Here is a 12330-nt window from a genome sequence, read left to right as displayed (position 1 = left end):
CCTTACTGATCCTCTTTTTCAAGCTGATGGAATAGCTGGAGCAATTCGATTTCAGCCATGGATTCTAATCTGACATCATATTCTTCAAATTGCAGCGTGCTCGTCACTTTGTTTGGGACGATGACACATTTCATACCTGCCCGTTTGGCAGCTACTGATCCATTTACAGAATCCTCAAATGCCACACAATCTTTTGGCTCTACCCCTAAGCAGCGTGCGGTTTGCAAATAGAGCTCTGGATTTGGTTTCACTTCTTCCACATCATCTGACGTGCGGATACATTCAAAATAGTCGAAAAGACCAATCTGCTTCAGGTGATCAGACACCCATTTATAGTCTGAGCTGGAAGCAAGTCCAATCTTGATCCCCAGCTCCTTTGCTGCTTCTAAATAAGCTTCTACACCAGGTCTTGCTGATTCGTCCTTCATTCTTTTTTGAAAACGAGAACGCCGATCTGCTGTGAGTGTCTCATGATCCAGCGTCTTCCCTAGCTGCTTTTCCAAATATTCAAATGGCTTAAAGCCTGCCTGCGTACCAATGACCTTGCCCCATACGGAAAGAGGCAGATCTGACTCATGCTCCGCAAACATTTCTTGTAAAACCTCATATTCATGTGTTTCTGTATCTAAAATTAATCCGTCAAAATCAAATATAATCGCCTTTACCAACGAGGCCACTCCTTTTTTTACAAAAGTCTTAAAGATATACTCAATGCTATCATATCGTGAATAAAATTGACTTTCAAAGATGAATGTCTGCTAAAATGATTATGTATAAAAGGAGCCTGCACCGTTTTGTCAGGCTCCTACTCGTGTTCGGTTCATTCTGCAAGAGATCCAAGCGCTCCGATTCGTGGAGAAATAGGCGATGTTGAAAAAGAGCGGGTTTGGTATTACAGATCTTAAAGGTTTCTCCGTTCCCTTAAAAATAGTATGTGCGAGGTCCTTGTAAGTTAACAAGGAAGTTCACACCATCTTTTACGCATTTTGAAGGTGACGGCTGGCAAAATCGTCTAGATCAAACGGAAAAGAAAAGCCGCAGGCATTGACCTGCTCACGGTTTCGTTCGAATAGTTCACGATCTCGTTTGGTGAGATGACGTTTCGGTTTTACAATGATGGTATGTAATAGCTGAAGTCCCGATAAAATACGAAAAGCATCGTCCATCGTCCCGTTATATACGCCATCAATAAAGGTAAGGGAGCGATCTTTTTGACGCATATCCCGTTGCTGTCCATTGACAGCATGAGAAAGAAGATCTTCAACATCCTTTGATATTTCTTCAATTGCCTGCTCTTGCAGGTCTGTAGCAGCTTTCATTAATCTCACGTGACATCTACCTCTCTGTCGTTATTCTCCATTCAGAATAGCACAGAAAAAAAGGCTTTCGCCAAGGTAAGTGTTTCCTATATATACCCATAGAGAGGAACGGATATCATGATCATAAAAGGACACACGCTCTCACTCAAAGTAGATGAGCAGTATCATCACACTTCACTCAGTCATTTTTTAAAGACAGCCGTCTCTGCATCAAAACCGATTATTCATTTTTGGATGGAGCATCAAAAAGTTCGTTTAAATCAAAAGCCTGCCCATCACGCGGCTAAAGTCAGTCAAGGCGATCAGATCATCATTGATTTATTTGAAACAGAAGAAAGTGATGTAACACCAGAATACGGTGAATTAGAGGTACTCTTTGAGGACGAGCATTTATTAATTGTGCAAAAACCGGCCGGCCGGCCAACTCATCCGAATGAACAAGGACAAACAGGCACACTGGCAAATCTTGTGGCATTCCATTTTCAAGCAAATGGAGAAGAAAAGCGGGTAAGACATATCCACAGGCTAGATCAAGACACGAGCGGTACCGTCATTTTTGCAAAGCATAGGTTAGCCCATGCGGCTCTTGATCAAATGCTTTCTAAAAAAACAATCAAACGCACATACATCGCCATCGCAGAGGGACTTTTCAAAAAAAAGAAAGGCACCATCTATGCAGGGATCGGCCGTGACAAACACCATGCAGTCAGACGAAGAATCTCCCCTAATGGGCAAAAAGCTGTGACTCATTTTCAGGTCATGGATATGAATAAACGTCTGCAACTGACAGCCGTTAAACTTCAATTAGAAACGGGTAGAACGCATCAAATTCGTGTCCACCTGAGCAGTCTCGGGCATCCACTAGCTGGGGATACATTATATGACGGAGTTCGTGATTACATCAACAGGTGTGCTCTTCACGCCAAGCAAGTAGACATGAAACATCCTTTTACAGGTGAGCATCTGATCATCGAAGCACCTCTACGACCTGATATGGACCAGCTCATGAGTCAAATCATCCATTAACAAAAGAGCCTGCGTATGAAAGCAGGCTCTTTTTCTTTATTCAGACACTCTTTTTGCATAAATAATATACCGCTCTGGCGCATTGCCGACGAAATGAAAAGGATAGCATGTGGTTAATATCAGCTCTTCCTTTTCATTCTGCAACGTAATGATGGATGTATCATGCTGATCAACAATTTTCGTATGTGTGATTTCATATATAAATTCACCATACGGCACAGTGATTTTCAGCTGATCTCCAATATCCAGTTCGCCTGTCCTGCGAAACACCGTGTCACGATGGCCAGAAAGGACGATTTGTCCATTTTGATCAGGATAATAACTGCCTTTGTAGTGTCCTACTCCCTTTGCTAGGTCATCCGCATCCGTCCCTTCGACAATGGGAAGGTCTGCTTTTAATTTTGGAATCGTCAGGATGCCAGAGGCTCTCCCCATTTCAGGAGTAAACTGCTTCTTGGACATCCCTTGATCGTCCGCCACGACCTTCTTCGCTTCGTCTAATGATTGGGCGGTTTGAAGATGAGTAGAGGCGATTTGCCAAATTCCCCAGCCGAACAGCACAATCCCGGCTGTCATCACAGTCAGTGCAAGCCACTTTTTCATGCTTAAACTCCTTTGCCTGTTACGTTTCTCTTAGATGATACGCTTTTTAGCTTGCTGCTTTTTAGCTTGCTGCTTTTTAGCTTGCTGCTTTTTAGCTTGCTGCTTTTTCTTCTTGTTTTGCTTTTTGAATTCGTCCTTCTTTTTGATACACAATGGAAGCTCCCTCAAAGCTTTTCACAAAATCGACAGTGGCTTCTAAGTCTTCTGGGCCTGTTTCAGGGTTTTGCCCAAGCCTGCCTATTGGTGCATATTTACTGCCAGTTGCAGTTGCCATGAAGTTATTCACAGTGAGTGTATACGTTTGATCGAGAGCTACGGCTGAACCATCTGGCAGCTTCAAGTCGACTACTTTATATGTTACAGGATCATAGGAATATGAAAAGCCTGAAATGCTATAATCTGGTCCAAATTGCGGAGAAATTTGTGCTTCTATGATCTCTACTAAGTCTTTTCCCTTGATCTCTAGTTTGACTAAAACGTTGCCAAATGGCTGAATATTAAAGAGATCTCCCCATGTTATCGGCCCTTTTTCAAGGTTTTGCCTAATGCCGCCTCCATTCATCATGGCAAAGTCACTTTTCATTGAATATCTCATACCATCCGCAATCAAATTACCGAGCGGCGTGTCTCCATCATTTGAATAGCCGCCTTCCATTTTGACCCCGGCTTCTCCAACAACCTCACTAATAATCGGCTCCACTTCTTTCCCGTAATGAGCCAAGATGTCTGCTGCTTCCTTGTCCTTTTCTATATCAGATTGATCTACATACTGGATATTCGCACTTTTTTTGACGATATCCTTCGTTTTACGGTCAAGTGTCACATTAACTTCGCCAATCGCCTTCCCGTATTCAAAGGCTTGCACAATTAATTTTCCATTGACCTCTCCATTGACCACTTCGTGATTATGCCCTGCAAAGATGACGTCAATTTCATCATCACCTTCTTTGGCAAGCTTTACACTCTCCCCGGTGATCGTATCGCCATTTTGAGAGGCTGTCATATGAGCTAAAACCGCTATAGCTTTAACTCCTTTTTGTTTTAATTCCTTCGTGGCTTCATTCACAGCTTTGACTTCATCTGTAAACTGAATGTCTTTAATCCCTTCTGGCATGACCATTCCTGCGGCTGACTTGGTCACAACGCCGATAAATGCGACTGGGATTCCTTCGACATCGATGATTTCATAAGCCGGTAAAAGTGGTTTGCCAGTATCCTTGTATTCACAGTTCGCACAAACGAGCGGAAAGTTCTGTCCGTCATATCCCTTTGTGCCTTTAGGATGATCTCCGCCATTTAAGATACGCAATAGCTCGTCTACCCCTTCATCGAATTCATGGTTGCCGACCGTGCCGACATCAAAGCCAATGTTCTCCATGAGTTCAACGGTTGGTTCATCTTGCAGAAGAGAAGATATTGGAGAGCTCCCGCCAATCATATCTCCAGCATGGACCGTGATCGTATTTTTGTGCGCTGCTTGTTTTTGCTTCATATAGGCCGCGACATAATCCATCCGCCCATACATGCCTTTATTGCCATCATCTTTTAGATCCAACTCGTATTCTTGATCAATTTTACCGTGTAAATCATTCATACTTAAAATCGTTAATGGTACTTTGCCCGATTTCTTTGCCGGCTGATAACCAGCCTGCTCTGCTTCTTCTTTGGAAGCAAAAAAGATCCGTTTATCCACATCGGTTTCTTTCCATTTGTCAGGGGTCACGTAGGTTTTGACAGATGAATCACCAACATAGCGTGTCAGTCCTTTTTTCTGTTCACGTGCTCTAAATTCAAATGGCTGTTCCAGCAGAGGGTCCGCTTCGTTCCATATGCCCAGTCCTTTTTCCTTTGCTTCTTTTACTGCTTTTTGAAACGTATGATAGTCCTTTTCATCTCCAACTGGCCAGATGAAATAAGTAGGGGCATATCCTTTTTTCACAAGCTCTAGATTTGTATTTAACCCTTTTTTGGTTTTCACTTGAGCTAAAAGACGTCCATAGTTATCTTTCGCTTCAGGACCAATCTTTAATGTGACTTGGTCACCGCTTGAAAGTAGTGTTTTTAAATAGTCAGTCGCTTGCTGTCCAAAACGCAATTGGTTTTTGTCTAATTCGCTTTTTGGCTGATGATACGTTTCCGGCGTGTCCATATTCACAAAACGCACCTTTGTTGTACCTAGAACGGGCTTCTTTAGATGAATCGTATCTCCATCCACCACACGGTCAACCGTTGCTTTGTATTCTTTCTTCATCTTTGGCGGCTTTGGCTGACGTTTCAGCAGGTTGATATCATCCTTATGTCTTGGAAGCAACTGCAACGTATCATACCTGCTTAACACCCCTGTAAACTCGTACCATTTTCCTGTCTTTACTTTATCAATCGCATTCGTATCGACCATCACTCTCAAAGTGGTGCTGTGATATTTTTTATCAATGATCACTACATTGTATCCACCGCCAGCCGGCTGCGCTGGTTTTGTTTCTACATAACCTTTGACCTTCACTAATCTTCCTTCATGCTTACCTGCTTGTTCCGTTTCTAGCTGCTTCACAGACACTCGTTTCGCCTTTGGCAAGGTTTGGTTCACAGCATCTACCTTCAGACTGCCTTGATCTGGCACAATTTCAATCAGTCCTTTATAAGACGTAATTTTACCAGTCACTGTCACCTTCATCCCTGCTTTTAGTTCCGGGAAGTGATTGGGCTGCGCTGAATAAACATTGATTCCAGCTGATTTGTCTTGAATGTATGTGGACAGTTTCCCATTGCCTACAGCTGATTGATCTGCTGTCACAATTCCGCTCACTGTCACGGTCTCTCCTATGAGCTGACGGGCTTTTTTGATGTGCACAATCTTTTTTTGTTTCCACACCATTTCTTTCTTTTCAGATGCATTGACCTCGCTCCCTGCGGACATACCAGGCAATAAGGATTGCAAACTAAAGATCACCAAAACCAAACAACAAATCATTCGAATAGATAGCATTCGTTTCATTAGACCTCTCCCCTTTGCGCTTCATCTCTCATAGTGTACAAAGTAAATATTGATGTTGAATGGATTTCATGTAAAACTTGTCTTTTTAACTCATTGGAAAGGTAATAATTACTCGTGTCCCCTCAAAGTTTTTGCTTTCAAAACGAATGGTGCCGCCATGGCTTTCAATGATTTTAATGGTCATCATTAAACCAAGGCCTGTCCCCTTTTCTTTTGTTGTATAAAATGGTTCACCGAGTTTCCCTATTTCGTCCTCTGGTATTCCCTTTCCTTGGTCTTCAAATATCAACATCATTTGATGATCTTTCATGAGAGAGGTCACCTTGATGACGCCTGTCACACCATCCATCGCTTCTATTCCGTTTTTAAGGATGTTTAGGAAGACTTGTTTCAGTTCATTCGGAATGCCTTGAATGTTAGGGAGCGACGGAGACAGCTTTTTCTGAATGGAAACACCTTTTAAGACCGCCTGGGATTCAACGACCATGATCACTTCTTCGAGCAGAAGATTGACATGTACCGGTTCAAATTTCACCGATTTGCTTCTAGAAAGAACGAGGAATTCATTAATAATTGACTCGAGCCGATTAAACTCTGACATCATCACATCTGCATAATCTTTCTGATACTTTTTACTTTGAATCATCAGCTGTAAAAATCCTTTTAATGATGTCAGCGGGTTCCGTATCTCATGAGCGATGCCTGCTGCAAGCTGCCCTACTGCTGACAGCATCTCTGATTTCATCAGCATCTTCTCTGACTGCTTTTGATTGGTGATATCCTCTGAAATCCGCATGACGGTTGACTGCATTTTGTCAGGGTCATCGATTCGATGTAAAGAGACTCTCTCCCATCGTTCGCGTCCAGATAAATCTTGAAAGTACAGCTCACCTGTCCAGCTGCCCTCTCTTAAACAAACCTTCCATTGCTTCTCTAAATCATCACATTGACATAGCGAATGATAGACAGAAAAAATATCTTTGCCGATCAGGTCAAATTCATGCTGCTGGACAAACTGACAGAAACGCTGATTCACGCATTGGATGACTCCTTCCTCAGTTGCCACAACAATATGAATATGGCTGTTATCAAGTGCCGTCACCGCTAGATGAAGCGACTGCTTGATTTTCGTTACTTCAGTCATTTTAATCCAAGTCATCACTGCTCCTTCATGTTCTTCATCGAAGATGGGTGTGATGTGAACGGTGAATTGCTCGCCTTCGTTCGTTTCAATTTCACGTTCGATCGCGCGTCTATCCGAGATGACGGATTGGATATCATGATAGAGCGTTTCCTGCGTAAGCTTTTTAGCCATCGACCGAAAGGATTGCTGATGTCTGATTTTCGCAGAAGTAAATAAAGAGGCAGCTGTAGGAGTGTAATAGCGAATATTCATGTCCCTGTCCACAAACAACGTCGCAAGCTCCGGCTTGACAGAGGGTCTGTACAGTTCTTCTCTTGTCACCCTCAAGTTGTTTATGATATTTATATAATGCTCGTGTTTTTTCTCAAACTCCTCTAATTGCGTGTGTTTTGCTTTTAATTGAGCCCTTGCCTCCTGCTCCTTTTGTTTGACTTCATTGAGTTCATTTTCTAAATCGACAATACGCTGTTGATAGACTGAATTTTGATCTGACATCCCTATGTCCCTGCCGTTCTTTTGATTTTTTCCTCTCTCATTCATTCGAATGAGAATGACGTAAACTCCCTTAAAACGGCGGTCAAAACTTTTCACGGTAAAATTCGCATACTGCTTGCTGCCTTTTTCCGAAATGAGAACATGTTGAAACACAACCTCTGTCTCGTCTGTCCACACCTTTTGAAAGGTTTGACTGAGCATCTCTTTCATATAATCAGGTGTCACATATTCACATGATTGATCTGACACTTCTGTATGGTCTAAAAAAGAATACGCACCCTTTGATACTGCCAGAATTCTATCACTATCATTGATGATCATACATGCATCATAATCCTTGCTTACTTCTTGCATATATTGTTCGGCTCGCGCTTTCAACTCGATATCACGAGCGTCTGGTGTCCAAGGAACATGTGGTTTTGAAACGTTTGAATGGGTGTAAATGTTCCATTTTTCATTGAACAAATGAAACAAACGAGGGATATTGGGTACAGTTTCATTTGGCCCTAATATCAACATCCCTTGATCTTTTAAAGCATATTGGAATCGGGACAATACTCGTTTTTGCACTTCAGGCTGGAAGTACATCAGAACATTTCGGCAACTGATAAAATCGAGGTGGATAAAAGGTGAATCGATCAATAAATTGTGAGGTGCAAAAACAATATGTTTTCTAAGCGACTGCTTCACAATAAAAGCGTCACCTTTCCTTTCGAAATATCGCGCCCGCCATTTTTCCGGCATCCTTGCCATAGACTCTACTGAGTAAAGACCTTTACTAGCTGTTTGAATGGCTTTTCGGTTGATATCTGTTGCAAATACTTGAAGTTCAATGGTCACTTGTCTTCTCTTCATTTCTTCTAAAAATAAGATCGTAAAAGAATAGGCTTCCTCTCCTGTCGAACATCCAGCAATCCAAATACGGCATCGAGATTTCCCGTTTTTCACCGCATTTTCAATGATCGACGGAATGATCTGATGTTCACATACATGAAAAGCCTCCATATCTCTAAAAAAAGATGTCATGCCGCTTAGAAGCTGTACGTGCAGTAGGTCAAGCTCATCTGGTTCTCTTTCTAATAAGCAGTCGTACTCTGCTAATAATGAAATCCGTTTTTTTGCAATCCTCATTCGTTTTTGAATGACAGATAGCAGCCTTTTCTTTTGATAGGTTGAAAAGGCAATGCCTTTATACATTTCAAGACGATCAATAATTCTCAGTAATACAGGATCTGCCTCATCGATGTGCGGAACGTTAATGATATTGGCGATATATGCCGCAAGGGTGGAAGGGTCTTTGAATGTTTGTTGATACAAGGTGTCAAAACCACTTTCTACCTCGCTGCACGATAAAGCTGTACCGCCCTGCTCAACCAACTGAAGCAAGCCACTTCCCACACAATGACCTTTTTGAAAGTAAATCGCAAAAGCCTCTTCCTTTTGAACGCTGGCGAGAGACTGAAAAAGCAAATCCACAGAGCAAGCCATGCACGGAGGCAGCTGCTCTGATAGGTGCAGCCGCTGATCTTCTGTTAACGTCACAACCGCATGCTGTGGACAAAAATAAATCGTCTTCTTCATGACTTTCTCACCATGTTTAATCGTTTTTGCCCGGTAGCCAATCGGTAAAACAAGTGCTTCCAAATCAGTTATACAATCGCCCGTCACATGATTTTGCACAACAATAAAAGAGGCATTTAATTCATGAGGAAATGATTGAAAAAAAGCCTCAAGATGATGCTGTTCAAACGGCGAAACACCGATGCCAATCACTGGTGCCTGCACATGTTCGTCTTCTATCAAACGATTAATGATTTTGTCCTGCATCTGGTACCCCCATGTTCATTCGTCTGATACTTTTTTTCGACAAAAAGGAAGAAAACCCTCTAATTGTAAATAATGTTTTTTGCATGAAAGAAGGAAAACATCCTCACATTAAAACTGATTGTATAAACAGAAGGAGGAATCTCAATGCAAAACGATCAGCAGACAAACGTTCAAGGAAATGTCCAGCAGCCTCAATTCAATCATGGCGGGCATGAGTTATTTGATTTACATGAAGTATTAGCAGGGACCATTAATATTTTGGATCAATACATGATTTTTCGCCAATTCATCCAAGATCCCGCATTATCCGACATTTTAGATCGACAATATCAATTTGTATTGTCACAGTATAATGTCACGGTAGATTGTTTTTCTACTGGTCAAAAGCCTAGTGAAGAAACATCTACGTATATGATGAAAGAACAAACACAGGTGACATACGGAATAAAACCATCTCAGCCTAAGAAGCCAAATCAATCGTTGCAGGATGTAAAAGACACGGGAATTACAGGGCATATGCTAGGTCTCGTGAAATCACATGCTGGATTACTTTCAATGACTGCACTAGAGGTAACAAACCCTGTGGTGCGACGTGTGCTTGCAGCGCAAATTCCGAACTTTATTGAAATGGCGTATGAAATTTTCTTATATCAAAATAAACATAGCTATTATCAAGTTCCGCAGCTTACAGCTCAAGATATGCAGGCGATGACGTCTACATTTGCCCCAATGAAGGGCCAAGTTCAAATGCCGCCAAGCAAAGCCAATCAGCAAAAACCGCTTCATTAAACAAAAAAACGGCCGACCTATATCCTCAGGTCAGCCGTTTTTTCTTTGATAACTCAGTTTAAATTGCTCTTCAAAATCTGCCAGACGTTGTCCTGTCGCTTGTTCAAAGCCTTTAGCAAATAGACCTGTTTTCGCCGTTTCCTGCATGATCTCATGTATGATATCTCGTCCGTAAAGCTGCACCAGCTCATAGATCATATAGTAGCTTTGCACATAAACATCTGTCTCATACGTCATCCGGGAGTCCTGCCAATCTTGATCGGAATGAAGAGATTGAAAGGGAATGACGTCGAACCGTTCAGACGTGGCATTTAACACGTCATAGGCCGTCCATTCTGCTGTTCCCTCATGGAACCAAAGGGGAAAGATCACCGGAGACACTTCGTAAGAATGAACTTTTTCATAGAAAACAAAGTGAGCATATTCATGAATCAATAACGTGTTGAAAAAGTATAAAGGGAGTGTCTCTTTCTTCAATAATGCTTCCCTCTTATCTGGATATAACCCTATCATTTGATCATGATCGGAGTAAAAACCCGTAATATGCTTGATTCCTGCAAATTGTTCGATTGTCTCTTTATCATCAAAATAAATAATGTCTAAAGGTTTGTCAGTTTCAAATTGAAATACTGACGCTGTCCTCTTCTTTGCCTGATCCATAGCCTCAATTGTCAAATCAACAAAAGCGTCCTCTTCCTCTGCATAGTATATTCTAATATGTTCATAGACTTGCTTATTGAGTCCCTCCGTTAAAATCGTTTTAGGAGAAGACTGCTGCTCTAAATATTGTCCTGTCAGCTGAAACGCAACATAAATCAAGTACGCGGTGAAAGCATAAAAAATGAGACCTGCTGCTATCATTCCGCCTACAAGCTTTTTATGAATCAATGACGGCTTGGCTTTCATTTGCTCCCCACCTGAATTCATCCTGCAGCCTCTTTCTCTTTCTATGAAGAAACAAAGATCAACAAGAGGTGATATATTTTTTACTTTATGCAGTCAGGTGCGCAAGGTGCGGTTCCAAACAAAAAAGCCGCATATGACATACGGCTTTTGTCGTAGCTATTTTGATTCAGGGAAGATACGTCTGACCGTTTCAGTAAATTCATAGAAAAATCCTGAGATGGGCTCTCCGCTTCTAATACGTTTTCCGTACCCTTCCATACGATCGACAAAGTCTGGATTCGCAGATACATACACATTGTCGATTTGCTGATCCGTTGATTTGACTTTATCAGAAATTTTCTTTTTCAAATCTTCTGTCACATTACCACTTTTATCGCCTTCAAGCATAACAGCAACAAATGCATTCTTTCCTGTAACAAGTACGTTCGCTGTTTTTACTTCAGACATGTTGGCTACTAACTCTGACGCTTTATCTGCCACTTTGACCTTCTGAGGTGTTTGAACATCTGGCTGATCCTGCCTCATATTGTCATTCTTATATGTGACATTTTCATACTGTCGTTTCATTGTTCCTCTTCGCTCATCGCCCTGGTTGTTCATACCACATCCAGTGGTGATCAATGCTGGAACGAGTAGTAAAGATAGCATCCATTTCTTATTCATCATTTATTCCCTCCTTTTGCTCTTAGGTTTTTCATCCAGCCGGCTTTTTATGCATACATCCTCTCTTTCAGCGAAATGAATTCATAATTCAGCTTTGTTTGGTCATCCTAAACATGATGAAGAAGAATCATCACGATCAAATGGAGGGATTCGTTTGTTTAAAAAAAGAAAAGGCATGAGCACTGGCGCAATGATCGCAGCATCAACAGCTATCATTGCATTATTTTCCCCGGTTTTACGAAGAAGACTGAAAAGCATGACGCAAATGAATATGTCTTCAATGATGAAGGGAAAAAGTCAACAACACCATGATTCGTCTCGAAACGAGTCACACGCACAGAAAGAAGCAAAGGGAACTGCGGAAATCGGACAAATGATGAAGCAAGCATTCACTGCTGTACAGCCAAACCATACGAATCAGCACCAATCGACATCAAGAAACCATCAGCCAAGAGAGTCTTATGCACAGTCTCTCCATATTGATGAAAGTGTCATGAATGTGATGGATGATGAATCAATCCAGCAAGTGATCAATGACATCGAGCACAAATAAGAAAACAGGA

The 12330-nt window shown here is 41.7% G+C and carries 10 protein-coding genes; 3 read left to right on the top strand and 7 right to left on the bottom strand.

Annotation, left to right across the window (positions count from 1 at the left end; all coding sequences use genetic code 11):
- Positions 1 to 2: 2 nt before the first annotated feature.
- On the bottom strand, positions 3 to 668 hold the full coding sequence (locus MKY83_RS04655) for an HAD family hydrolase (protein WP_003211898.1): 666 nt from the start codon (positions 666 to 668) through the stop codon (positions 3 to 5).
- 309 nt (positions 669 to 977) lie between these two features.
- A complete protein-coding gene (locus tag MKY83_RS04650; protein WP_003212251.1) occupies positions 978 to 1328 on the bottom strand; it encodes a DUF5365 family protein in 351 nt (116 codons plus the stop codon).
- A gap of 108 nt (positions 1329 to 1436) precedes the next feature.
- Between MKY83_RS04650 and MKY83_RS04645 the strand changes: the two genes are divergently transcribed.
- The gene (locus MKY83_RS04645; protein ID WP_106067157.1) at positions 1437 to 2345 is read left to right on the top strand and encodes an RluA family pseudouridine synthase; all 909 of its coding nucleotides are present in this window, start codon (positions 1437 to 1439) and stop codon (positions 2343 to 2345) included.
- A gap of 36 nt (positions 2346 to 2381) precedes the next feature.
- Here the strand turns inward: MKY83_RS04645 and MKY83_RS04640 are convergent, their stop codons facing one another.
- The 3 genes from MKY83_RS04640 to MKY83_RS04630 all read right to left on the bottom strand — a co-directional run bounded on the left by MKY83_RS04640 (position 2382) and on the right by MKY83_RS04630 (position 9409).
- Positions 2382 to 2948, bottom strand: coding sequence for a class D sortase (locus MKY83_RS04640; RefSeq protein WP_342488215.1), 567 nt, complete (start codon positions 2946 to 2948; stop codon positions 2382 to 2384).
- 91 nt (positions 2949 to 3039) lie between these two features.
- Positions 3040 to 5943, bottom strand: a complete 2904-nt coding sequence (locus MKY83_RS04635) for a 5'-nucleotidase C-terminal domain-containing protein (RefSeq protein ID WP_342488214.1) — start codon at positions 5941 to 5943, stop codon at positions 3040 to 3042.
- 85 nt (positions 5944 to 6028) lie between these two features.
- A complete protein-coding gene (locus MKY83_RS04630) occupies positions 6029 to 9409 on the bottom strand; it encodes a CheR family methyltransferase (protein WP_342488213.1) in 3381 nt (1126 codons plus the stop codon).
- Between the two features lie 144 nt (positions 9410 to 9553).
- Between MKY83_RS04630 and MKY83_RS04625 the strand changes: the two genes are divergently transcribed.
- A complete protein-coding gene (locus MKY83_RS04625; protein WP_106067153.1) occupies positions 9554 to 10198 on the top strand; it encodes a spore coat protein in 645 nt (214 codons plus the stop codon).
- A 30-nt stretch (positions 10199 to 10228) separates the two neighbouring features.
- Here MKY83_RS04625 and MKY83_RS04620 read toward each other — a convergent pair whose 3' ends face one another.
- Positions 10229 to 11104 (bottom strand): hypothetical protein, encoded by an 876-nt coding sequence (locus MKY83_RS04620; protein ID WP_106067258.1) that lies wholly within the window; start codon positions 11102 to 11104, stop codon positions 10229 to 10231.
- A gap of 156 nt (positions 11105 to 11260) precedes the next feature.
- Positions 11261 to 11770 carry a YhcN/YlaJ family sporulation lipoprotein gene (locus MKY83_RS04615; RefSeq protein ID WP_342488211.1) on the bottom strand — a complete coding sequence of 170 codons (510 nt, stop codon included), beginning with the start codon at positions 11768 to 11770 and terminating at the stop codon, positions 11261 to 11263.
- 151 nt (positions 11771 to 11921) lie between these two features.
- Here MKY83_RS04615 and MKY83_RS04610 point away from each other — a divergent pair, with 151 nt between their 5' ends.
- On the top strand, positions 11922 to 12320 hold the full coding sequence (locus tag MKY83_RS04610; RefSeq protein ID WP_106067152.1) for a spore coat protein: 399 nt from the start codon (positions 11922 to 11924) through the stop codon (positions 12318 to 12320).
- Positions 12321 to 12330: the final 10 nt, after the last annotated feature.

The sequence above is a fragment of the Bacillus sp. FSL M8-0266 genome, assembly GCF_038613425.1.
In the GTDB taxonomy this organism is placed as follows: Bacteria; Bacillota; Bacilli; order Bacillales; family Bacillaceae; genus Bacillus; species Bacillus pumilus.
This window is presented reverse-complemented; position numbering and strand designations above follow the sequence as displayed.